At 66.1% G+C, this 21,798-nt stretch carries 20 protein-coding genes and 1 pseudogene; 13 read left to right on the forward strand and 8 right to left on the reverse strand.

Features of this window, described 5'->3' with window-relative positions; all coding sequences use genetic code 11:
- Positions 1 to 2 precede the first annotated feature (2 nt).
- From F1C58_RS01910 to F1C58_RS01920, 3 genes are all read left to right on the forward strand, one after another.
- A complete protein-coding gene (locus F1C58_RS01910; protein WP_185202351.1) occupies positions 3 to 713 on the forward strand; it encodes a ThuA domain-containing protein in 711 nt (236 codons plus the stop codon).
- Positions 698 to 1,795 (forward strand): Gfo/Idh/MocA family protein, encoded by a 1,098-nt coding sequence (locus F1C58_RS01915; RefSeq protein WP_255461209.1) that lies wholly within the window; start codon positions 698 to 700, stop codon positions 1,793 to 1,795. The genes F1C58_RS01910 and F1C58_RS01915 overlap by 16 nt, the downstream gene beginning before the upstream one ends.
- A gap of 332 nt (positions 1,796 to 2,127) precedes the next feature.
- Positions 2,128 to 3,027, forward strand: coding sequence for an ice-binding family protein (locus tag F1C58_RS01920; protein WP_185202353.1), 900 nt, complete (start codon positions 2,128 to 2,130; stop codon positions 3,025 to 3,027).
- 151 nt (positions 3,028 to 3,178) lie between these two features.
- On the opposite strand, the gene F1C58_RS01925 is transcribed toward F1C58_RS01920, so the two are convergent.
- A complete protein-coding gene (locus F1C58_RS01925) occupies positions 3,179 to 3,628 on the reverse strand; it encodes an HTH domain-containing protein (protein ID WP_185202354.1) in 450 nt (149 codons plus the stop codon).
- 111 nt (positions 3,629 to 3,739) lie between these two features.
- A pseudogene (locus F1C58_RS01930) lies at positions 3,740 to 4,106 on the reverse strand (VOC family protein).
- Between the two features lie 62 nt (positions 4,107 to 4,168).
- On the opposite strand from F1C58_RS01930, the gene F1C58_RS01935 reads away from it, so the two are divergent.
- A complete protein-coding gene (locus F1C58_RS01935) occupies positions 4,169 to 4,624 on the forward strand; it encodes a MarR family winged helix-turn-helix transcriptional regulator (protein ID WP_185202355.1) in 456 nt (151 codons plus the stop codon).
- A gap of 121 nt (positions 4,625 to 4,745) precedes the next feature.
- Here the strand turns inward: F1C58_RS01935 and F1C58_RS01940 are convergent, their stop codons facing one another.
- Together F1C58_RS01940 and F1C58_RS01945 are read right to left on the reverse strand one after the other, a co-directional pair.
- The gene (locus F1C58_RS01940) at positions 4,746 to 5,162 is read right to left on the reverse strand and encodes a GNAT family acetyltransferase (RefSeq protein WP_185202356.1); all 417 of its coding nucleotides are present in this window, start codon (positions 5,160 to 5,162) and stop codon (positions 4,746 to 4,748) included.
- 249 nt (positions 5,163 to 5,411) lie between these two features.
- Positions 5,412 to 5,918, reverse strand: a complete 507-nt coding sequence (locus tag F1C58_RS01945) for a hypothetical protein (RefSeq protein ID WP_185202357.1) — start codon at positions 5,916 to 5,918, stop codon at positions 5,412 to 5,414.
- 88 nt (positions 5,919 to 6,006) lie between these two features.
- Here F1C58_RS01945 and F1C58_RS01950 point away from each other — a divergent pair, with 88 nt between their 5' ends.
- Positions 6,007 to 6,306, forward strand: a complete 300-nt coding sequence (locus F1C58_RS01950; protein WP_185202358.1) for a DUF1905 domain-containing protein — start codon at positions 6,007 to 6,009, stop codon at positions 6,304 to 6,306.
- Between the two features lie 14 nt (positions 6,307 to 6,320).
- Here F1C58_RS01950 and xylB read toward each other — a convergent pair whose 3' ends face one another.
- From xylB to F1C58_RS01965, 3 genes are all read right to left on the reverse strand, one after another.
- Positions 6,321 to 7,739: a xylulokinase gene (gene xylB, locus F1C58_RS01955; protein WP_185202359.1), complete on the reverse strand. Its 1,419-nt coding sequence runs from the start codon at positions 7,737 to 7,739 to the stop codon at positions 6,321 to 6,323.
- 136 nt (positions 7,740 to 7,875) lie between these two features.
- Positions 7,876 to 9,066 carry a xylose isomerase gene (gene xylA, locus F1C58_RS01960; protein ID WP_185202360.1) on the reverse strand — a complete coding sequence of 397 codons (1,191 nt, stop codon included), beginning with the start codon at positions 9,064 to 9,066 and terminating at the stop codon, positions 7,876 to 7,878.
- 133 nt (positions 9,067 to 9,199) lie between these two features.
- Complete coding sequence (locus F1C58_RS01965) at positions 9,200 to 10,405, reverse strand: ROK family transcriptional regulator (protein WP_185202361.1); 1,206 nt, start codon at positions 10,403 to 10,405, stop codon at positions 9,200 to 9,202.
- A 191-nt stretch (positions 10,406 to 10,596) separates the two neighbouring features.
- On the opposite strand from F1C58_RS01965, the gene F1C58_RS01970 reads away from it, so the two are divergent.
- The 8 genes from F1C58_RS01970 to F1C58_RS02005 all read left to right on the forward strand — a co-directional run bounded on the left by F1C58_RS01970 (position 10,597) and on the right by F1C58_RS02005 (position 21,102).
- A complete protein-coding gene (locus tag F1C58_RS01970; protein WP_185202362.1) occupies positions 10,597 to 11,676 on the forward strand; it encodes a sugar ABC transporter substrate-binding protein in 1,080 nt (359 codons plus the stop codon).
- A 155-nt stretch (positions 11,677 to 11,831) separates the two neighbouring features.
- Entirely contained in the window at positions 11,832 to 12,584 is a 753-nt protein-coding gene (locus F1C58_RS01975; protein WP_185202363.1) for an ATP-binding cassette domain-containing protein, read from the forward strand.
- Positions 12,581 to 13,864, forward strand: coding sequence for a sugar ABC transporter permease (locus tag F1C58_RS01980; RefSeq protein ID WP_255461211.1), 1,284 nt, complete (start codon positions 12,581 to 12,583; stop codon positions 13,862 to 13,864). The genes F1C58_RS01975 and F1C58_RS01980 overlap by 4 nt, the downstream gene beginning before the upstream one ends.
- 100 nt (positions 13,865 to 13,964) lie before the next feature.
- Positions 13,965 to 15,194 (forward strand): multidrug effflux MFS transporter, encoded by a 1,230-nt coding sequence (locus F1C58_RS01985; protein WP_185202364.1) that lies wholly within the window; start codon positions 13,965 to 13,967, stop codon positions 15,192 to 15,194.
- Positions 15,195 to 15,242: 48 nt separating this feature from the next.
- Complete coding sequence (locus F1C58_RS01990) at positions 15,243 to 15,956, forward strand: phosphatase PAP2 family protein (RefSeq protein ID WP_185202365.1); 714 nt, start codon at positions 15,243 to 15,245, stop codon at positions 15,954 to 15,956.
- 9 nt (positions 15,957 to 15,965) lie between these two features.
- Positions 15,966 to 17,243, forward strand: coding sequence for a saccharopine dehydrogenase family protein (locus F1C58_RS01995; protein ID WP_185202366.1), 1,278 nt, complete (start codon positions 15,966 to 15,968; stop codon positions 17,241 to 17,243).
- A complete protein-coding gene (gene menC / locus F1C58_RS02000; protein ID WP_185202367.1) occupies positions 17,240 to 18,352 on the forward strand; it encodes an o-succinylbenzoate synthase in 1,113 nt (370 codons plus the stop codon). The genes F1C58_RS01995 and menC overlap by 4 nt, the downstream gene beginning before the upstream one ends.
- Before the next feature lie 842 nt (positions 18,353 to 19,194).
- Positions 19,195 to 21,102 carry a helicase HerA-like domain-containing protein gene (locus F1C58_RS02005; protein WP_185202368.1) on the forward strand — a complete coding sequence of 636 codons (1,908 nt, stop codon included), beginning with the start codon at positions 19,195 to 19,197 and terminating at the stop codon, positions 21,100 to 21,102.
- Between the two features lie 18 nt (positions 21,103 to 21,120).
- Here the strand turns inward: F1C58_RS02005 and F1C58_RS02010 are convergent, their stop codons facing one another.
- Entirely contained in the window at positions 21,121 to 21,753 is a 633-nt protein-coding gene (locus F1C58_RS02010) for a hypothetical protein (RefSeq protein ID WP_185202369.1), read from the reverse strand.
- Positions 21,754 to 21,798: the final 45 nt, after the last annotated feature.

The following is a 21,798-nucleotide window of genomic DNA, read 5'->3' on the forward strand; positions in this document are numbered from 1 at the left end:
CGATGACATCGGCAACACCACCGGCGCGCAACGCCCTGATCGTGAGGGGCGGGTGGGACGGACACCAGCCCGTCGAGACCACCGACTCGATGATCCCCTTTCTCGAGCGCAACGGGTTCACGGTGCGCGTCGAGGAATCACCAGCCGTCTACACGGATGCGGACTATCTGGCGACCGTCGACCTGATCCTGCAGATCAACACGATGGCATCCATCACGAAAGACGAATTCGCCGGGCTCCAGGCGGCCGTCCTCAACGGCACCGGGATGGGCGGATGGCACGGCGGTATCGCGGATTCTTACCGGGACAACGCGGACTACCTGCACATGATCGGAGGACAGTTCGCCCATCACGCCGGCAAGAATCCCTCCGACCGCACCGGCGAACAGTCCGACAACTACATCCCGTACACCGTGCACATCACCGACCTGGGGCGCTCGCATCCCATCACCCGCGGAATCGAGGACTTCGATCTGGTGACCGAGCAGTACTGGGTGCTGAGCGACGAATACAACGACGTGCTGGCAACGACCACACAGTCGGTTCGTCCCTGGGATGCGTGGAATCGACCGGTCACCGCGCCCGCCATCTGGACGAGGCAATGGGGCAAAGGGCGCATCTTCGTCTCCGCGCCCGGCCATCGGCTCGAGATCCTCGACGACCCGAACGTTCGAACGATTGTGGAGAGAGGCTTACTGTGGGCGGCGCGCTGAATATCGGAATCATCGGGGTCGGCACGATCAGTGCCCAGTATTTCGCAGAGTTCCCGAAGCTCGAGGGTCTGCATCTCGTGGCGGTCGCAGACGTCAACGAGGCTCGAGCGCGGGAGGTGGCGGCCGAGCAGGGCGTGGAGGCGCTGACCGTCGACGCTCTGCTCGCAGACCCGCGAATCGATGCGGTGCTGAACCTCACCATCCCCGCGGCGCACGTGGAGATCGCGACACGAGCTCTCCTTGCAGGCAAGCACGTCTACGGCGAAAAGCCCCTCGCGCTGGATCCTGCCGAGGCGGCGCCCATGCTCGAACTCGCTCGCCAGCGCGGCCTGCGCGTGGGCAGCGCGCCGGACACCGTTCTCGGCACGGGTGTGCAGACCGCGCGTGCGCTGTTGGACTCCGGATCCGTCGGCGACCCCGTCGCCGCGGCGGTGCACTGGAGCTCGCCGGGGCACGAGCTCTGGCATCCGGCGCCGCGGTTCTACTACCAGCCCGGGGGTGGGCCGCTGTTCGATATGGCCCCGTACTATCTCACGACTCTCGTGACGCTATTGGGCCCCGTGATCCGGGTGTCCGGCGTCGCGACGCGGTCGGGTCGGGATCGGTCGATCGCGTCGGGCGGAGATGCTGGCGGCAGCATCCCCGTCGATGTCGAGACCCATGTCAGCGCGATCCTGGAGCACGCGAACGGCGTGACGTCCACGGTGACGGTGAGCTTCGAGGTGTGGGCGTCGCGGGCGCCGCTGTTCGAGGTCTATGGAACCAAGGGCACCATCGCGGTACCGGATCCCAACCGCTTCTCCGACGCCGTGGAGGTCTGGACGGTGGAGACACCGGAATGGACCGAGGTGCCCGTCTCGGCGGGCTATGCGGATGCCGGCCGCGGCGTCGGGCTCGCCGATCTGGCGCGCGCCATCGAGACCGATCGCCCCCACCGGGCGTCGGGGGAGCTGGCGTTCCACGTGCTCGAAATCATGGATGCGGTGCTCTGTGCGGCGAGTGAACACCGGGTGCTAGAGCTCACCAGCACCGTCGAACGACCGGAACCGGTTCCTTCAGGAGCCAGCCCGGCCAGTTGGTGACGAGGGCCGGTAGTGGGCCGCGCTCGGGACTTGTGACATCCACCGCATTCGAGCGCGCTGGCTTGTGAGATCTGCTCTTCGGATGAGGTGCTTCGTCTTGGCCAGAGATGTGCCCTGTTCGGGGGTATACCGGTCTGAAATTTGGCGCGTACGATTAAAAAAAATTACCTGGCGGCCCAGAACCCGTCGTGGCCTAACGGACGGACTCTGGCATGAATTCTGCTCCCACTCTCGCTGCAGGTTCACCGAACCGCTGCCTCTCTCCCGGATTCTCACGCTCTGGCCCCATGCGATCGCTCAGGGGGGCGGCTCTGGGCATCGTACTCCCTGGCATGTTGGTGGTTTCTGGCGCAGGTCAGGCCAATGCGGTGACGCCGCCGTCGGTCGGTCTCGGGACCGCGGACAGTTTCGACGTGCTCGGGGCTTCGACCGTGACGAATACCGGGAATTCGGTTATCAACGACGGTGATGTCGGTTTGTTTCCCGGGAGCGCAGTGGTGGGCTTTCCGCCGGCCATCGTCAGCAACGGGGTGATTCATTCGAGCGATGCCCAGGCTGAGCAGGCCCAAAACGACGTTGTGACGGCGTATAACGATGCCGCTGGGCGAACGCCCGACGAGTCGAACATCATTGATCTCGGGGGGCGGACCTTGGTCCCTGGCGTGTATTCGGGAGATGCGCTCTCGATCACGGGCGACCTTACTCTCGACGGAGACGCATCTTCCGTCTTCATTTTCCAGGCCGCGAGCACGCTCATCACCGGTTCCGCGAGCCGTGTGCTTTTCACGGGCGGAGCGAATCAGTGCAATGTCTTCTGGAAAGTGGGAACCTCAGCGACCTTGGGCAGTAACTCGACCTTCGTCGGCACGATCCTCGCGTTGACTGCGATTTCCGCCGATACCGGAGCCTCCATCACGGGACGCCTATTCGCTCGCACCGCCGCGGTGACGCTGGACGACAACACCATAGTGCGGTCGAGCGATTGTGCGCCGCGGTCGGCAATCGTGGCGAGCACGCCATCATCGATAACGCGAGCCGCGATTGCAGCTGCGGCTGCTGCTGCGGACGCTGCAACTGCACGGGCTGCCGCCATCCGAGCCGCGGAGCTCGCCGCCACGGGAGTCAATTCGGCTCCGCTCGCCATAACGGGGTCCCTCCTTGTCATCTTGGGATCGACGATGGTGATCGGCCGCAGGTTCACCAAAAGATCGCAGCGGCACCGGCTCGGCTGACGTTTCGAATCTCTGGCGGAGCGTTTTCGGCGGCACTGCGAAAAACTCCAGTCGACACAGAGCAAGTGGTGAATCCGGCTTGAATGCAGCAATGGAATCAAGGGAGCGCCGCTCCCTCGGTCCTTCGGGATTCCGCTTCGATGTCGGTGATTCACCGACCGCGGGCGCGGCTGACGGCGTTGATGAGGAACGATCCCCTGATCGCCAGCCCGTACTTGCGCTCGAAGGTTAGGGTGCGTGGGTCGTGCAGGGCCTTCTCCACGTCGTCGACTTCGAGCCCCGTCAACAGGGCGACGTTCCGAACGGTGAGATGACACTCGGCCGTCAACGATCTGAAGATCGCCTTGAGCCGGTCGTCATCGGCGATCTGCAATCCCGTGGTCAGCTGCGCCGCGACAATCGAAAATCTCGAGGTGTCGTCATTCGATGGGGGCTGCGTCTTCGTCGTGACTCGCGCCATCCCGGGCTGTGTGTTTTCGAGCAGGCGGAGAAGGGTGTCGGCCTGGATTCCCGTGATGGCCTGGAGTGCATCCTCGGAGATGCGACCTTCCGCGACGAGGCGCCCCAGTTCCGCCGCGGGATCGTGTGCCTCCACCGTCATGGCTGTTCTCCATTCTCTTCGTTGAACGACGGGAAAAGGCTAGACGGTGTGTCATCCACGCGCATTCCTGGCGCTGGAGCGCGGCTTCGAGCCGGGCACGTCGCATCCGTCCTAGGCACGGTCGTGGAGCGTGATCCGATAGCCGTCGGGATCGGCGAAGGTGAACGTGCGCCCGAATGGTCCGTCGACCGGAGCCGAGACGATCGTGTGACCGTCGGCGAGGAGCGCGTCGTGGATCGCCTGGACGTCGGTGGCGTGGAGCCAGATGGCGACGCCGATTCCGGGCTGACTGACGGATGCGAGATCCGTGCCGGCAATGACGTCGCGGAGCGCGAACGCGATCGGAGTCGTTTCGAACACGACGGCATGGGGAGGGCCGGCCTGGGAGCGGACGAGGCCGAGATAGCGCTCATAGAAGGCTTGCGACGCGTCGAGGTCGCGCCTGAAGGGAGATGAAGTCGGGGCCGGTTGCAGCCATGGTCGTGCTCCTTAGATTGTGTCAGTTTTCTGACACGTCACAATCTATGTCAGACTTCTGACATGAGTCAAGACGGAGTCGCTGTCGACCTGGAGACATCACTGGGGTACCTGCTGAAGGAGGCTTCCAGTGCCCTTCGCTCGGCCATGGAGGCGGTGCTGCGCCCGCTCGGGATGACCGTGACCCACTACTCATGCCTGGAGTTGCTCGCCCAGCGCCCTGGCCTCTCGAACTCCGAACTTGCGAGAGGAGCGTTCGTGACCCGGCAGTCGATGAACGTGCTGCTGCAAGCGTTGGAACGAGACGGCTATGTGACCAGGCCGGCGGAGGCTCCCGTGGGCAAAGTCCTTCCCACACGGCTCACCCCGCGGGGCAGGCGCAGCCTCGATGCGGCGAGCGCCGCAGTGCGATCCGTCGAGATGCGGATGCTGGGCGGCATCACGAAGCCCGAGCAGTCGGAGGCGTTCCGGATCCTCCGGAGCATGATCGATTCACTGCACGACGAAGACGGTGAATGATTTGCCCTGGTCTGCGTGCCGATTTCGGATTCTTCGGGCGGTCGACCGGTCATGATCCCGCCCCGGTAGGGCGGAGCTGGCGTCCGACAGCCATTGCCGCCGGGGGGAGCCGGAAGCCGGGTTAGCGGTCGAGCCATTTCGATCGCACCTGCACGTCGGAGTCTTCGTAACCGAGATGATCGTAGAAACCCAGGACGGCATCGTTGCCGGAACGGATCATGAGCTGCACCTTGACCGCGCCCTCGGCCCGGAGCCACGTTTCGGCGGCCGCCATCAGCTGCCGCCCGAGGCCGGTGCTCCGGTGACCGGAGTCCACCGCGAGGTAGTAGATCCAGCCCCGGTGTCCGTCGTGGCCCACCATTGCGGTTCCCACAAGCCCCCTCTCGCCATCGAAGGCCCCGAGCACCGTGGATGTCGGCCCGTCCAGCGCTCGCTGCAGGTCGGTCTCCGGCGGGTTCCACGGCCGGGTCAGGCCGACACGGCTCCACAGGATGACCGCCGCCGGGATGTCAGCCGAGGTCACATCACGAATCTCCATGCCATCCAGCATGTCAGGCCGAGATCAGCGCCGCGGGCTCGGGCGATCGGCTCAGGACCCACGCTAGTGGCGAACCGGTCTTAGCCGGTGGGGCGCATCCGACACCTTGAGGAACTCGCAGGTGGACTCGCCCGGGTAGCCGAACGCGACGCCTAATACCTTGGTGTTCACCTCCATGCGGATCCGGTAGACGCCCGCGTCATCACCGAAGCCTCGAGTCGGCTGACCGGCACCCGAGGCACCGCAGGCTCAGGGAGTCTCTGTTCCCTTCAGCGCGGCGGCGGTCTGCTCGGCCTCGGAGGCGCTTGCGAAGGCGAGTGTGAGCGGGCCGGCGGTGATCGGTGCTGCAACGAGCGGCGCAGAGAGCACCCGGCCGTCGAGCAGGATCGCCAGCTTCTTGCCGACGGCGCCCCCGGATACCGTGCCGAGGGTGCTGGTGTCGGCGGTGCTCAGCTCGAGGACGACAGAGTTCGCCGATCCCTGGCCCGTGGGGGAGGTGACGGAGGTGGGCGTGACTGCACCAAGCGACTCGCCCAGTTCGTAGGTGATCGTGCCGGCCATGTTGCACGCCGTGCCCGGGTCGTGCGAGGTGAGGGCCCGAGCATCGCAGGCTCCGTCGACCGATGACGTGACGAGACGGAACTCGAGCGGCTTGACCGACGACGGGGTGTCGCCGCCGGCGGCGCTGGTGCAGCCGGTGAGGAGCAAGACCCCCGCGAACAGAGCGCCGGAGCGGACGCCAAAACGAGTATTCATCTTTTTACAGTAGAGGTCTGCGGCGCCCGGGGGAAGGACGAGATCGCGTGGTGAGCGAGACCGGCGCGGCGAGGCCTAGAGTGATCGCATGAGCGGCCGGCTGGATCAACCCATCTCCCTCGACTACGGCTTCCTTGGCGCGATCGGCGTGGATGTCAAGGGTGAGATCTGGTCTGCGGTGGAGGTTCCCGGCAGCAGGGAGCTGTTCGGAAGTCTGCGATCGGTGCGCGTCGACGCGACGGTGGACGGTGTGCTCGTGGAGGACATCGGGCTGATGCCCACAGGCTCAGGCGAGCTGATGCTGTCGGTCAGCGCCCCGCTGCGCAAGAAGCTCAGCAAAGACATCGGGCACGAGGTTCAGGTCGTGCTGGTGCGGCGCCTCACCTGAGGCAGTGGCGCCGATCAGCGCCGCGCGGCGTACTGCTCTCGGATGATCGCCCGGGTGTCGTTGGCCGGGCGTGCTGAGAATTGGAGCGGCCAATCCGGGCGAGTCCCTTTGAGGGCCCACGCGGCCTGGAGCGCGGCACCGAGAGCCACGTACTCTCCCGGGGTGGGCACCTCGACGGGGATGTCGAACACCTGGGCGGCGATCGTCGAGACCGCGTCATTCTGTGCCGCACCGCCGATGAGGAGGATGCGCCGGGCATCGACGCCCTGCGCCCGGATGGCGTCCAGCCCGTCGGCAAGCCCGCACAGCATCCCCTCGATGGCGGATCTGGCAAGGTCGGACCGGGTCGCAGATGTGAGGGTGAGACCGAAGAGCGTCGCCGTGGCGTCGGGCAGGTTGGGGGTGCGCTCGCCCTCGAAATAGGGCTGTAACACCACGCCGCCAGCCCCGGGCGGCGCCTGCAGGGCGAGCATCCCGAGTTCTGCATGGTCGACCCCGAGCAGTCCTGCGACGGAGTCGAGCACGCGGGCCGCGTTCAGGGTGGCCACCAGCGGAAGGAATGCGCCGCTGGCATCCGCGAAACCGGCGACCGTGCCGGAGGAGTCGGCAGACACGGTCTCGGTGACGGCGAAGACCGTGCCGCTCGTGCCGATCGAGACGACGACGTCGCCGGGGCCCGCACCGAGCCCGAGTGCGGCGCCGGCATTGTCGCCCGCGCCCACCCCGATGACACGACCGGCGCGGATGCCGTGGGCGGGCAGTGCAGCGGTCTCTCCGCCGCGCGCTCCCGGCTTCATCACGCGCGGGAGGATCGCCGCATGGCCCAGCGCAAGCTCGAGCAGCTCGCGGTCGTACCGGCCGGTGTTCGGATTCCAATAGCCGGTGCCGCTCGCATCGGAGCGGTCGGTGATCAGCTCTTCGAGCCGCGGTCCGCCGACGGTCTCATCGGCGGGTCCGAAGCCGCGCAGTCGCCAGGTGAGCCAGTCGTGGGGAAGCACCACCGCTTCGACCCGAGCCGCGTTCTCCGGCTCGTTGTCGCGTAGCCACCGCAGTTTGGTCGCCGTGAAGCTCGCGACGGGTACGAGACCGGTGCGCTGCGCATAGTCCTGTGCGCCGACCTCCGCGATGAGATCCGTCGCGGCGCGAGCGGAGCGGGTGTCGTTCCACAGCAGGGCGGGGCGGATGACACGGCCCTCGACATCCAGCACGACCATGCCGTGCTGCTGGCCCGCGATGGAGACGGCGGCGACGTCGGCGAGGCCGCCGGCGTCATCGATCGCCGCGAGCAGCGCATCCCACCAGGCCGCGGGATCCACCTCCGTGCCGTCGGGATGGGTGGCTCGGCCGGAGCGCACCACCTCACCGGTGCCGGCGTCGCGAATCACCACCTTGCAACTCTGGGTCGACGAATCGACTCCGGCGACCAGTGTCATGCGTGTCTACTCCGCTCGTATAGGTGCATTATTCAGGAACCTGTGGTGCAGGGGGTGCTGGCGTGACAGGAGTTCTCCCCACGCGCCTCACCGGCACCATCCGTCCCACAGGTTCCTGAATAATGAAGGTGCGGGGTCAGCGGGCACCGAGCAGGTGTTCGATCGCCAGCTGGTTGAGGCGCACGAAGCCGAAACCCTTGCCACCGAAATACGATTCGGTATCGAAGTCTTCGAACGCGGCGCGGTCGGCGAGCAGCTCGTCGTAGGTCTCCCCGGCGGAGAGGGTCGTCTCCTGGATCTGCGCGACGCGCGATGCCGCGAGGGCATCCTGCACCTCGGGGTCCGCCCGGAACGCCGCCGCGCGCTCCTTGAGCAGGAGGTAGGTGCGCATGTTCGCGGCAGCGGAATCCCAGACGCCGGTGATGTCCTCGGTGCGGGAAGGCTTGTAGTCGAAGTGGCGCGGTCCGTCGTAAGACGGCCCACCATCCGCCCCGCCATTCTCGAGCAGGTCGACGAGGGCGAAGGCGTTTGCCAGGTCGCCGTGGCCGAAGACCAGGTCCTGGTCGTATTTGATGCCCTTCTGGCCATTGAGGTCGATGTGGAAGAGCTTGCCCTGGTAGAGCGCCTGCGCGATTCCCGAGGTGAAGTTGAGGCCGGCCATCTGCTCGTGCCCGACCTCCGGGTTGACGCCGAAGAGCTCAGGGCGCTCGAGCGTCTCGATGAAGGCGATGGCATGACCGACCGTGGGCAGCAGGATGTCGCCGCGCGGCTCATTCGGCTTCGGCTCGATCGCGAAACGGATGTCGTAGCCCTTGTCGGTCACGTACTGCGCAAAGACGTTCACGGCCTCGCGGTATCGCTCGAGGGCGCCACGGATGTCTTTGGCCGAGTCGTACTCCGCACCCTCGCGACCGCCCCACATCACGAAGGTCTTGGCGCCGAGTTCGACGCCGAGCTCGAGCTGCCGCATCGCCTTGCGCATCGCGAAGCGCCGCACGCCGCGGTCGTTGGAGGTGAAGCCGCCGTCTTTGAACACGGGCGCACTGAACAGGTTGGTGGTGACCATCGGGATGATCATCCCGGTGTCGGAGAGTGCCTGCTTGAGGCGGTCGATCTGCTTCTGGCGCTCGGCATCCGATGATCCGAAGGGGAACAGGTCGTCGTCGTGGAAGGTGAGGCCGTAGGCGCCGAGTTCGGCGAGGCGGGTGACGGCCTCGACCACGTCGAGCGGAGGGCGGGTGGGTCCGCCGAAGGGGTCGGATCCGTTGTATCCCACCGTCCACAGGCCGAAGGAGAACTTATCGTCGCGGGTGGGGGTGCTCGTCATGATCGCTATCCTTCAACGTCGGTGGTGATTTGTTGGATCTGTGAACATATTACTGAATTCCTCGTCCCACGCAATCTCGGCGCCGCCCCGCCCTGTCTAGGCTCTGCCGGAACCACCACGCGGAGCCGGATTCCTACGGGGCCGAGCGCAGGGGAAACCCGGCCGGATCCGCGAGCAGCGATTCGAAGGCGAGTTCGCCGGCGCCGATCATGAGGAGGTCATCCGCGAGCTCCGAAGGGATGATCTGCACGCAGTCGAATGAGGCAGCGAGTGCGCTGTTCCGGCCGAAATCCCGCAGTCGCGCCGGCTGGGCCGACTGAAGCGCAGCAAGGAATCCCCCGAGCACGATCAGCTTGGGGTTGAGCAGATTGACCACATTGCGCAGCGCGACGATGAGCATGTCGAGTTGCCGCGTGACTTCGGCAGCCACCCGAGGGTCGGTGCTCGACGCGAGAGCAGCCGCCAACCGGCCGACGGATTGCGACGAGAGGCCGGTGACCTCGAGCAGGCGGTCGCGACGCACCTCGGTCTCCAGGCATCCGAATGCGCCGCAGTGGCAGGCGATGCCGGTGGGATTCACCATGGTGTGGCCGAGCTCGCCGGCGTATCCCGCGGTGCCCAGAAGCGGCACTCCACCGGTGATGATTCCTCCACCGATGCCGCTCGCCCCACCGTTGACGTAGATGAGATCGGAGACCGCCCTTCCGCTTCCGAAAGAGCTTTCCGCCAGCGCGCCGAGATGAGCGTCGTTCGCGGCCCAGACGGGAAGACCCGTCACCTGCTGCAACATCTCGGCGAATGGTTCGCCGCGCCAGCCGAGGTGTGGCGCAAGGCGCACCAGCCCATCGGTCTCACGAACGAGCCCGGGCACGGCCACTCCGACTCCGGCGATGCGGTGCTCGAGAGTGAGCTCGGGCCGCAGGCCGTCGAGGATCTGAGCCGTCACCCGCACGGCGTCGGATGCGGTCGGTGGGCTGGTGAGCTGGTGCCTCTCAGTGCGCAAGACCCTGCCGCCGAGACCGACCACGCCGACGGTTATGGCATCGATCTCGGGGTTCACGGCGATTCCGACCGGGGTGGAACTCGGTCTGACCATCGGGCTGGGTCGCCCGACCTGGTTCGTGGATTCCGCGCTCTCCTCACGCACCAGATCGTGCTCGACCAGTTCGGAGACGAGGGCGGCGATGGTGGATCGGTTGAGACCCATCGCCTGAGTGAGCTGGGAGCGGCTCAACCCCCGCGTGCGGTGAACCAGCCCGAGGATCGTCGAGAGGTTGTGTCGACGCACGTGGTCGTTGCTGTTCCCGCGGGTTCCCGCCGAAGGCTCCGCGAGGCTCATTCCCACAACCTACTCGTTTCATCGAGGACGGGATCCCGCTCGGTCTTGTCCCCGGTCGAAATCGGTTATCAAAACGTTACAGCGGAATATGTTGCGATAGGCGCGATATTGCTTCACACTTCATCTGCCATCGCTCAATGCAGAGTGTGGACACTGAGGAGTGCATTCCTTCCGACCAGAAAGGGAGCGAAATGAAGTCTTCTTCATGGATCTCTGTCGCCGTCGTCGTATCCGCCTCAGCACTGCTGCTCAGCGGGTGTGCCTCGAGCGGAAACAGCAGCGGTGGTTCCGACACCTCCAAGCGCGCGTGCGTCATTCTTCCGGATTCGTCTTCGTCCCCTCGGTGGGAGAACGGCGACCGCCCGGCCCTCGACAAGGCATTCACCGATGCGGGATTCACCGCCGACATCCAGAACGCCCAGGGTGACACCAACAAGTACGCCACTCTCGCCGATCAGGAACTCACCAAGGGCTGCGGCGTGATGATCCTCGTCGACTACAACGGCGCCGCCGTCGCCGTGACGCAGAAAGCCCAGAAGCAGGGCATCCCGGTGATCGCCTACGACCGACCCATCACGACCGGGTCGAAGGACTCGCCCTCGATGCTCGCCGACTACTACGTCTCCTTTGACAACGAGAAGGTCGGTGCCCTCGAGGGTCAGTCGATCGTCGACGGTCTCAAGGCGGCAGGCAAGGACCCCGCGAGCGCGGTGGTGGTGTACATGGGTGGTGACCCGACGGACGGAAACGCGAAGCTGTTCCACGATGGCGCCGCAAAGGTGATGGGCGATGCCGGGATCAAGCCCGCGGCCGAACCGGTCGGAGTCTGGGACGGCGACAAGTCGGCGACCAACTTCGAACAGGCGCTGACCTCGCTCGGTGGCAAAGTCGACGCGGTGTGGGTCGCCAACGACACCAACGCTGCCGGTGTCATCACCATCCTCGACAAGAACGGTCTCACCGTGCCGGTCTCCGGGCAGGATGCATCGGTCGCCGGTTTGCAGAACGTGCTGCTCGGAAAGCAGTCGGCGACGGTGTACAAGCCGTTCAAGCTCGAGGCGAGCGCTGCGTCCGACCTGGCGATCCAGTTGCTGAAGGGCAAGAAGCCGGCTGCCGCCACTCAGCTCTACGGCAAGCCGTTCATCGCTGTCACTCCGATCCTGGTGACCGCCGACAAGGTGCAGAGCGTCGTCGACGCGGGAGACGCGAAGGCGTCCGACATCTGCACCGCTGATGTGGCTGCTGCATGCACAAAGAACGGCGTGAAGTAGGCCCACCACCGACCCCTCAGCGGGTCACCCAACAGGAAGCTCCGCGCCGGGTTCGTGTGGTTCACGGCGCGGGGTCTTTCTGACGCTGCGGCGATGCGATGACCATCGCATCGCCGCAGCACCGACGTCAGCGGTGTCAACGGAAAGGAACTGTCATGGATGAGCCGATCATCGAATTGACGAATGTCAAGAAGAGCTTCGGGCCGGTGAGTGTGCTCAAGGGGGTCTCTCTGAAGGTCTATCCGGGCAAGATCACCGCCCTGGTCGGCGACAACGGCGCGGGTAAATCCACCCTCATCAAAGGGCTGGCCGGTGTTCAGCCCTACGACGAGGGTGAAGTGCGCTTCGAGGGGGTTGAGGTAGCCCTCCACAATCCCCGCGAGGCCACTCATCTCGGCATCGAAGTCGTCTACCAGGACCTGGCGCTGTGCGACAACCTCGACATCGTGCAGAACATGTTCCTCGGTCGTGAAGAGACGGAGTTCGGCACCTTCGATGAGGGGCGGATGGAACGCGAGGCCTCCGAGACGCTTCAGTCCCTCGCAGTTCGCACCGTCAAATCCGTGCGCCAGAAGGTGTCGTCGCTGTCGGGAGGGCAGCGTCAGACCGTCGCGATCGCCCGCTCCGTGCTCAAGTCGGCGAAGGTCGTGATCCTCGATGAACCGACGGCCGCCCTCGGAGTGGCGCAGACCGAACAGGTGCTGGCTCTGGTCACGAGGTTGGCCGAGCGCGGAGTCGGAGTGCTCATGATCAGCCACAATCTGGTCGACGTCTTCCAGGTCGCCGACTACATCAACGTGCTCTATCTGGGGCAGATGGTCGCTTCGGTGGAGACTTCGAAGACGACGAGCGACGATGTCGTCGGATACATCACCGGAAGCAAGACCTACACGGAGGTGCCCGCGTGAGCGCGATCGCTTCGTCCGATGCCCGTGCCGCCGAGGCCAGCGCGCCAGGCCCGATCGGCAGTGGACAGGATGGCGGGCTCCGCGACCAGGCGACCGCCTACTTGCAGCGCATCCGCAGCGGCGAGATGGGGGCGCTTCCCGCGGTCGCCGGATTCGTGGTGCTCTGCGTTCTCTTCACGGTGCTGAGCCCGTACTTCCTCACCGAACGGAACTTCGCCAACCTGCTCACCCAGGCGGCGACACTCGTGATGCTCGCGATGGCCCTGGTCTTCGTGATCTTGCTGGGGGAGATCGACCTCTCGGCCGGAGTCACCTCCGGCGTGGCGATGTCGCTCTTCGTGGTGCTCTCGAACCCCGGCGGAATCGCGATGAACTGGATTCTCGCCCTGCTGATCTCCCTGGTCACCGGATTGGCGATCGGCCTGTTCATCGGGTTCTTCGTCGCGCGGGTCGGGATCCCCTCCTTCGTCGTGACCCTCGGATTGTTCCTCGGCTTCCAGGGGCTCCAGCTGATCATCATCGGCGACGGCGGGCTCTACCGGATTCAGCAGCCCGAGATCCTCGCGATCCAGAACAGCAATCTGCCGGTGTGGGCCGGATGGGTGATGCTCGGCGTCATCCTCGCAATCTCCCTCTTGACGACGCTCCTCGATCGACGTCGACGCACTCGCGCGGGGGTTGCCAACCGCACGATCTCGTTGCTGTGGATCCGTCTCGCCGTGATCGCTGTCATCGGCGGGGTGGTCATCGCCCTGCTCAGCCAGAATCGAGGCACGGGCTTCCTGGCCGTCTCGGGTGTGCCGATAGTGGTGCCGATCACCCTGTTCATCCTTTGGATCGGAACCTTCGTGCTCGACCGGACCAAATTCGGTCGCTACCTCTATGCCGTGGGTGGCAACCCCGAGGCAGCTCGCCGATCCGGGATCAAGGTCGTCGGTATCAAATGGGCTGCCTTCGCCGTCTGTTCGACCCTTGCGGTGATATCGGGGGTCTTCAGCGCGAGCAAGGTCGGATCGGTGGACGCAGCGTTCGGCCGTGACATCGTGCTCAGCGGGGTCGCCGCGGCCGTGGTCGGCGGGGTCAGTCTCTTCGGAGGCCGCGGGCGACTCATCCACGGCGCGATCGGCGCTCTGGTGATCGCGGTGATCACCAACGGGCTTGGGCTGCTCAATCTGCCCGGCGGCGTCAACTTCCTCGTCACCGGCGGGGTGCTCATCCTTGCCGCGACGATCGATGCCGTGTCCCGGGTGAGGGCCGGTGGTTCACTCACGAGGAGGTAGGGCCGATTCGCGATCCCCTACGGCGGCTCAGCCCGCGTCGCCGGCCCGGGGTCTATGCGACTTCGGGAATAGTCTGCGGCCGAGCCTGTTGTCCCTCTAAGTGACCACGACCCTGCACCCCGGCGATTCCCTGTCGCGGCGCCAGCGACTCGTCTACGTGCTCGTGCTCGGAGCGCTCACCGCGCTCGGGCCGTTCACCGTGGATCTGTACCTTCCCGCCTTTCCGGCCCTCCAGAGCGATCTCGGCGTATCGAAAGCACTCATCCAGCTGACGCTCACGGCCACGACCATCGGTTTCGGTGTCGGCCAGCTGCTCGTCGGTCCCTGGAGCGACAAGGTCGGCCGACGCATCCCGCTCATCGTGGCGAGCTCGGTTCACGTGCTCGCCAGTCTCGGCGCGTCGCTCTCACCCGACATCGTCTGGCTGGGCTTCTTCCGGGTGCTGCAGGGGATGGGCGCTGCTGCCGGAGGAGTGGTGGCGATGGCTCTGGTGCGCGACCTCTTTGGAGGTGTGCCCCTCGTGCGGATGCTGTCGAGGCTGGCCCTGGTGAGCGGACTCGCGCCGATCCTCGCGCCCGTCATCGGGTCTCAGCTCTTGCGCTTCGTCGACTGGCGGGGCATCTTCGTCTTCCTCACGGCCTACGGCGTGCTTGTGGTGATCGCCGCGGTGTTCTTCATCGTCGAGACCCTGCCGCGGGATCGACGCACAGACAGGGGGCACAGCACGGCCCGCGAACGATACGGGGCGATCTTCAGCGACCGGGTGTTCGTCGGTGTGGCCATCATCGGGGCGATGAGTTTCTCGGGACTCTTCGCCTACCTCTCCGCGTCATCGTTTCTGTTCCAGGATGTCTACGGGCTCTCCGCCCAGCAGTTCGGTCTGCTATTCGCCATCAACTCGCTCGGAGTCGTCGCCGGGGTGCAGATCAGTTCGCGGCTGGCCCGCCGCATCGGCCCGCAGTGGATCCTCGCCTGCTCGACGGCGGTGCTGCTGGTCTCGTCTCTGACGATCGTGGTACTCGACTCGCTGCACGTCGGGCTGCTCGGCATCCTCATCCCCCTGTGGTTCTTCATCGCCGCCTGCGGGTTCGGCTTTCCGCTCGTGCAGGTGCTCGGACTGGTGAATCACGCCGGGGAGGCTGCGACAGCGGCATCCGTTCTCGGAGCGGTGAACTTCGGGCTCGCCGGCCTGATCTCGCCGATCGTCGGCCTGTTCGGCATCCACAATGCGGTGCCGATGGGAACCGTCATGGCCTCCACGGCCGCGATCTCGGTGCTCGCTCTGTGGTTCGTCGTGCGCCCGCGCACCGTACCGGCACTCGGGCACTGAGAAAGCAAGCCCTCGATCCAGTTCCGGATGGTTCTGTAGCGTTGGAGTATGCCTAACATCGTTCGACCAGAGTCCGCTCCCGAGCAGCAGGCAGCGCGCGTCAGCCGCCGCTGGCCGCTGGTGAGCGGAGGGATGGCGGTGCTGCTCGTCGCCGCTCTCGGCGCGATCATCGCCTACCGCGACAACAACCTGCCGTTCTCATTCGATCTCGCCTTCCTCGGCGAGCTGGTGGAGCATCGCTCGCCCTTCTGGACCGTGCCGGCGCTGGTGATGAACAACATCGGCGCGGGCATCATCGGCGTCTTCATCGTTCCGATCGCCATCTCGCTGCTCTTCCTCCTGTTCCGGATGAAGTGGGCCGCGCTCTACTTCCTGATCGCGACGATCGTGAGCGCCGGTCTCGTGCAGCTGCTCAAGAACACCTTCGATCGCCCGCGGCCGGAGGACATCCTGGTCACCGCGGATCCCGGGTCATTCCCCTCCGGGCATACGGCGAACGCGGCGACGATGGCGGTTGTGCTCGCTCTCGTGCTCCGTCGGGTCTGGATCTGGGCTGCCGGCACCATCTATACGGTCATCATGTTGCTCAGCCGCACCTACCTCGGCGCGCATTGGCTGAGCGACACCATCGGAGGTCTCGTGCTCGGCAGCGCCGTCGCCGTGATCGTCTGGGCACCCCTCGCCCATCGACTGCTCATCGAGCGCGAGGGCCGCATCGGGCCGGTCAAACCCATCGTGACCGAATCTGCCGCCACCCGCTAGCGTTATGACATGAGAATCCTCCTCGTCGGCGCCGGAGGCGTCGGCAACGCGATCGCGAAGATCGCCGCCCGACGTACCTTCTTCGAGACGATGGTCGTGTGCGACTACGACCTCGCCCGCGCCGAGGCGACGATCGCCTGGATCGAGGCGAAGCACGGCCCACAGGGGGACCGTTTCGTCGCCGCGAAGATCGACGCCTCCGACCCGGATGATGTGGCGGCGGTGGCGAGGGCGCACACCATCAGTCACGTGATGAACGCGGTCGAGCCGAAGTTCGTGCCGACGATCTTCGCGGGCGCGCTCGCCGCCGGTGCGGACTACCTCGACATGGCGATGAGCCTGTCGGAGCCGCATCCCACCGAGCCGTATTCCGAGACCGGCGTGAAGCTCGGCGACGACCAGTTCGCGCAGGCACCCGACTGGGAGACGGCCGGTCGCCTCGCCCTCGTGGGCATGGGAGTGGAGCCCGGGCTGAGCGACGTGTTCGCCCGCTATGCCGCCGACCACCTGTTCACCGAGATCGACGAACTCGGGGTGCGTGACGGCGCGAACCTCGTGGTTCGAGACGACCTCGGAAACGAGATCTTCGCGCCGTCTTTCAGCATCTGGACCACGATCGAGGAGTGCCTGAACCCCCCGGTGATCTGGGAGAAGGATCGCGGGTGGTACGCCACCGAGCCTTTCAGCGACCCGGAGGTCTTCGACTTTCCCGGCGGCATCGGCCCGGTCGAGTGCGTGAACGTGGAGCACGAGGAGGTGCTGCTCATGCCGCGATGGGTCGACGCCAAGCGCGCGACCTTCAAGTACGGTCTCGGCAACGAATTCATCGGCATCCTCAAGACGCTGCATCAGCTCGGGCTGGACAAGACCGCGCCGGTGCGCGTGCGGTCAGCTAATGGCCCTGTGGAAGTGGCTCCGCGCGATGTCGTCGCGGCCGGACTGCCCGATCCGGCAAGTCTCGGGCCACGGATGAGCGGCAAGACCTGCGCCGGACTGTGGGTGACCGGACGCGGCCTCGATGGAGAGCCGAAGGCCGTCTACCTCTATCACGTGGCAGACAACGAGTGGACGATGGCCGAATACGAGGCTCAGTGCGTGGTCTGGCAGACCGCGCTGAACCCGGTGATCGCGCTGGAACTGCTCGCGTCCGGAACCTGGTCGGGCACCGGTGTTCTCGGCCCGGAGGCTTTCGACGCCGAGCCCTTCCTCGAGTTGATGGCTCGCCCGGAAGCAGACGACGGATACGGCCAGGAATGGGGCCTCGAGGACCGCACCGTGGCGGTGTGAGGGTCCACGCGCTGGAACTGCACCGTCTGGCCATCCCCCTGGTGCGTCCCTTCGAGACGTCGTTCGGCCGCCAGACCGGCCGCCAGGTGCTCATGGTGCGCGTGAGGACCGATGTGGGAGACGGCTGGGGTGAGTGCGTCGCCGGCACGGATCCGGTGTACTCGAGCGAGTACGTGGACGGGTGCGAAGACGTCATCCGTCACTATCTCGGTCCGGCATTGTTCGCGGCCGATGATGTCACGGCCGAGGGTGTCGCGGCACTCTTCGCCTTCGTGATCGGTCATCGCATGGCGAAGGCTGCTGTCGAGACGGCGGTGCTCGACGCCCAGTTGCGCGCCGTCGACACCAGTTTTGCCAGCTACTTCGGCGCCGAACGTGTCGAGGTGGACTGCGGCGTCTCGGTGGGCATCTCCCCGACCATCCCGGCGCTGCTCGACGAGGTGTCTCTGTATGTGTCGCAGGGATACCGTCGGATCAAGCTCAAGATCAAACCGGGGTGGGACCTCGAACCGGTCGCCGCGGTGCGCGATCTGCTCGGCCCGGATGCCCTGCTCCAGGTCGACGCGAACACCGCGTACACCCTGCTCGACCTCGATCGGCTCCGACGCCTCGACGACTACGACCTGCTGCTCATCGAGCAGCCGTTCGTGGAGGACGACATGCGCTCACACGTCTCTCTGGCCAGGACGATTTCGACTCCGGTGTGCCTAGACGAGTCGATCGTGAACACCGAGCTCGCGCTCGATGCGATCGATCGTGGTGCCACCAGCATCATCAATATCAAGGCGGGCCGCATGGGCGGGTACCTCGAGGCGCTCGCCCTCCACGACGCGTGTGTCGAGCAGGGCGTTCCCGTCTGGTGTGGAGGGATGCTGGAGACCGGGGTGGGTCGGGCCGCGAATGTCGCCCTCGCCGCACTGCCCGGGTTCACGCTGCCGGGTGACACCTCGGCATCCGACCGCTACTTCGCTGAGGACCTCACCGAGCCTTTCGTGCTCCACGACGGTCGGCTGACCGTGCCGACCGGCCCGGGTAGCGGAGTGACGGTGCGGGAAGAGCTGCTGGGCGCCTGGTCGCAGCGTCCCGTAGAGGTGCTGCGCGCGGACTGAGGGAGCTACTCGCCCCCAGCCGTCAGGAGTTGCTCGCTGGGCATCGCGGGGGAGCGGTTTGCGACGGCTCCGCACGGTGGGCGTCGGTGGTAGCGGCCCAGGGGGTTTGCGGCAGTGGTGTGTGTGCGATCCCGTGCCCGTCCGTCACAGGTTGCTCGTTGGGCACTTCTGGGGAGCAGTTTGTGACGGGAGGGCGGCCCTGGCGGGTGACGGTGGGCGTGAAGGGGCGTCCCGTCCGTCGCAGTCTGCTCGTTCGGCGCCGTGGGGGAGCAGTTTGTGGCGGTTGGGCGGCTTTCGCGGGCGGGTGTCGGCGCGAGGGGGCGTCCCGTCCGTCGCGGTCTGCTCGTTCGGCGCCATGAGGAAGCCGTTTGAGTTGGTTGGGGGGGTGGCGCGGGACGCGGCGGCGCCGGAGTCTGTGCGGCAGGAGTGCGCGCGACGCCACGGTGATCCGTCACAGGTTGCTCGTTTGGCACTTCTGGGGAGCCGTTTGCGACGGGCGTCAGTCGGAGCGAGGGGCTGGCCGCGCGAGGGGGTCTCCATCCGTCGCAGTCTGCCCATTCGGCAACCTGGGGGAGCCGTTTGTGACGGGTGGCAGTCGGCGCAAGGGGCTGTCAGGGCGAGGGGCACCCCGTCCGTCGCAGTATGCCCGTTCGGCAACCTGGGGGAGCCGTTTTTGACGGGTGGGCGGCCCTGGCGGGTGTCTGTCGGGGCGAGGGGGTCTCCGTCCGTCGCACTCTGCTCGTTCGGCGCCATGAGGAAGCCGTTTGTGACGGGTGGGTCTGACTGTTTGCGCACGCCTCGCGCTTGTAGAGGCTGACGGGGCGGGTCAGTATCATGGCGACATGACGGATGCTGCTGCCCTGGTCGAAGCTGCGAAGAAGGCTCTTGCGGATGCCGAGGCGGCACTCGCAGCAGAGAAGGCCGGCGCCGAGGTTACCTCTGAGCAGCCGACGGCCGCAGCACCGCAGCCGGCACGCGCGCCCGAGTCGTCGGCCGCGCCCGCGCCGTCCGCCACCGTCGCCCAGTCAGCCACCGTCGCCCAGTCAGCCACAGCCGCCCAGTCCGCCACCGCCGCCCAGTCCGCCACCGCCGCCCAGTCAGCCGCCGCCCCAGCCACCCCTCCCATCGCGCCCCCTTCACCCGACGGCCCCCTCGATGCGGCCGCCGTCGAAGTGATCCGTTCCGGTTATGCGTTCAGCGGCACTGTGCTCGAGATCGGCGCCCTCGTGAACGGCGACGCGCAGCCTCAGGTGCAAGTGCGCATCCCGATCGCCATGCTCAACCGGCACGGCCTCGTCGCGGGGGCGACCGGCACCGGCAAGACCCGAACGCTGCAGGTGCTCGCCGAGCAGCTCGCTGCGGCGGGAGTTCCCGTATTCGCGGCGGACATCAAGGGCGACCTCTCCGGGGTGGCGACGGCGGGCTCGGAGAATCCCAAGCTCATCGATCGCACCAACGGCATCGGGCAGCACTGGACCGGGGCATCCTTTCCCACCGAGTATTTCGCCCTCGGAGGGGTGGGCAAGGGTGTGCCCGTTCGCGCAACGGTCTCTGGTTTCGGCCCGTTGCTGCTGTCGAAGGTGCTCGGTCTCAATGGAACCCAGGAGTCCTCTCTCGGGCTGGTGTTCCACTACGCGGCCCAGGCCGGGCTGCCACTCGTCGATCTCTCCGATCTTCGGGCCGTGCTCAGCTATCTCACGAGTGCCGACGGCAAGGGCGAGCTCACCGGCCTCGGCGGGCTATCGAGCGCGACAGTCGGAGTGATCCTGCGGGAGCTGATCACCTTCGCCGACCAGGGGGCCGACGTGTTCTTCGGCGAGCCGGAGATCGACACCGCCGACTTCCTGCGCACCCACCCGGATGGCCGCGGGATCATCAGCCTGCTCGAGGTTCCGGGGGTGCAGGACAAGCCCGAGCTCTATTCCACCTTCCTGATGTGGCTGCTCGCCGACCTGTTCAACGACCTGCCCGAAGTCGGAGATCTCGACAAGCCCAAGCTCGTGTTCTTCTTCGACGAGGCCCATCTGCTCTTCAAGAACGCATCGAAGGACTTCCTCGACTCGATCACCCAGACTGTGCGGCTCATCCGCTCGAAGGGTGTCGGCATCGTCTTCGTGACGCAGACGCCCAAGGACGTGCCCGGCGATGTGCTCGCCCAGCTCGGATCGCGCATCCAGCATCAGCTGCGGGCGTTCACTCCGGATGACGCGAAGGCTCTCAAGGCGACGGTGTCCACCTACCCGAACTCCGACTACGACCTCGGGAGCGTGCTCACCACCCTCGCCACCGGGGAGGCAATCGTCACCGTCATGGGTGAGAAAGGCGCACCGACACCGGTCGCGTGGACCCGGCTCCGGGCACCGCAGGGCGCGATGTCGCCGAGCGCTCCCGAGCTGATCGAGGCGACTATCGCGGCATCCGCCCTTCTGCCCAAGTACGGCACGGCGATCGACAACGAGTCGGCCAAAGAGATGCTCGGGCGCAAACTCGAGGCGGCGGCGGCGACGGCGGCGGCGGCGAACACCGCGGCCGAGCAGGCGGCCGCGGCGAAACAGCAGCAGGCCGATTACGAGCGGATGCTGCGCGAGGCCAAGAAGTCCCAGCCGCGCGCCTCCTCTTCGACGAGCCGCCGAGCGCCGGCCCCGCGGGCGGAGAAGAATCCGATCACCGACTTCCTCGGATCATCCGCCGGCAAGTCGATAGTGAACTCGGTGGTGAAGGGCATCTTCGGCACACTGCGCCGTCGCTGAGACTGCCGGAGGCTCGTCTCAGGCGACGAAGGGCAGGCCGAGCAGCACCATGAGGCCGAGCACGATTCCGACGCAGACCAGGCCGATGAGCACGATGACCGCGATGGCGAGACCTCGGCGGTTCTCGAACCAGTAGGCGGTTCCGGAATACAGCTCGAAGAACTGTTTCGGGGTGAGCGGCTCGGCCGGTTCCTCGAGCGGCGTGCCGATAGCGGCCGCGGCCTGGCGCATCGATTCCTCCGTCCAGAAGATTCCGCGCATTCGCAGGATCCGCTCCCCGCGAGCATTTCGCAGAATCAGTTGCGGGAGGGTCTCGCTCGACGAGGAACTGAAGGTCTGGGCGAGAACCATCGAACTCACCTCTGAGATGGGCGTGACCACCGGGCGCCGGAAGAATCCACGTTCGGTGAAGTGGTCCGCTGAGATGACCACATACGTCGTCCTCAGGAGGTAGAGACCGACAAAGAACAGGACGATGACGAGCGCCTCGGTGATGGCCGACACCCGCCACGAACCGCTGGGAAGACCGAGGGTGATCAGCGTCGCGACGATCGGGATCGGCACGATGATGAAGATCAGGATGCCGCTCCGCAGGAGGCTGCGCCGGGGTCGAAGCCAGACGTCGCCATTCCTGTCGTTCGCAACCGGCATGCGATCTCCCCGAAAGCGCCGATCACTGGCGCAGCGACAGGACCG

Origin of the sequence: Glaciihabitans sp. INWT7, from assembly GCF_014217685.1 — a bacterium.
Lineage (GTDB): Bacteria > Actinomycetota > Actinomycetes > Actinomycetales > Microbacteriaceae > Lacisediminihabitans.

Bases quoted from the DNA above. Each gene is read 5' to 3' on its own strand.
- F1C58_RS01910 (WP_185202351.1), top strand. From the start codon at position 3: ATGACATCGGCAACACCACCGGCGCGCAACGCCCTGATCGTGAGGGGC.
- F1C58_RS01920 (WP_185202353.1), top strand. From the start codon at position 2,128: ATGTTGGTGGTTTCTGGCGCAGGTCAGGCCAATGCGGTGACGCCGCCG.
- F1C58_RS01925 (WP_185202354.1), bottom strand. From the start codon at position 3,628: ATGACGGTGGAGGCACACGATCCCGCGGCGGAACTGGGGCGCCTCGTC.
- F1C58_RS01935 (WP_185202355.1), top strand. From the start codon at position 4,169: ATGAGTCAAGACGGAGTCGCTGTCGACCTGGAGACATCACTGGGGTAC.
- F1C58_RS01940 (WP_185202356.1), bottom strand. From the start codon at position 5,162: ATGGAGATTCGTGATGTGACCTCGGCTGACATCCCGGCGGCGGTCATC.
- F1C58_RS01945 (WP_185202357.1), bottom strand. From the start codon at position 5,918: ATGAATACTCGTTTTGGCGTCCGCTCCGGCGCTCTGTTCGCGGGGGTC.
- F1C58_RS01950 (WP_185202358.1), top strand. From the start codon at position 6,007: ATGAGCGGCCGGCTGGATCAACCCATCTCCCTCGACTACGGCTTCCTT.
- xylB (WP_185202359.1), bottom strand. From the start codon at position 7,739: ATGACACTGGTCGCCGGAGTCGATTCGTCGACCCAGAGTTGCAAGGTG.
- xylA (WP_185202360.1), bottom strand. From the start codon at position 9,066: ATGACGAGCACCCCCACCCGCGACGATAAGTTCTCCTTCGGCCTGTGG.
- F1C58_RS01965 (WP_185202361.1), bottom strand. From the start codon at position 10,405: ATGAGCCTCGCGGAGCCTTCGGCGGGAACCCGCGGGAACAGCAACGAC.
- F1C58_RS01970 (WP_185202362.1), top strand. From the start codon at position 10,597: ATGAAGTCTTCTTCATGGATCTCTGTCGCCGTCGTCGTATCCGCCTCA.
- F1C58_RS01975 (WP_185202363.1), top strand. From the start codon at position 11,832: ATGGATGAGCCGATCATCGAATTGACGAATGTCAAGAAGAGCTTCGGG.
- F1C58_RS01990 (WP_185202365.1), top strand. From the start codon at position 15,243: ATGCCTAACATCGTTCGACCAGAGTCCGCTCCCGAGCAGCAGGCAGCG.
- F1C58_RS01995 (WP_185202366.1), top strand. From the start codon at position 15,966: ATGAGAATCCTCCTCGTCGGCGCCGGAGGCGTCGGCAACGCGATCGCG.
- F1C58_RS02005 (WP_185202368.1), top strand. From the start codon at position 19,195: ATGACGGATGCTGCTGCCCTGGTCGAAGCTGCGAAGAAGGCTCTTGCG.
- F1C58_RS02010 (WP_185202369.1), bottom strand. From the start codon at position 21,753: ATGCCGGTTGCGAACGACAGGAATGGCGACGTCTGGCTTCGACCCCGG.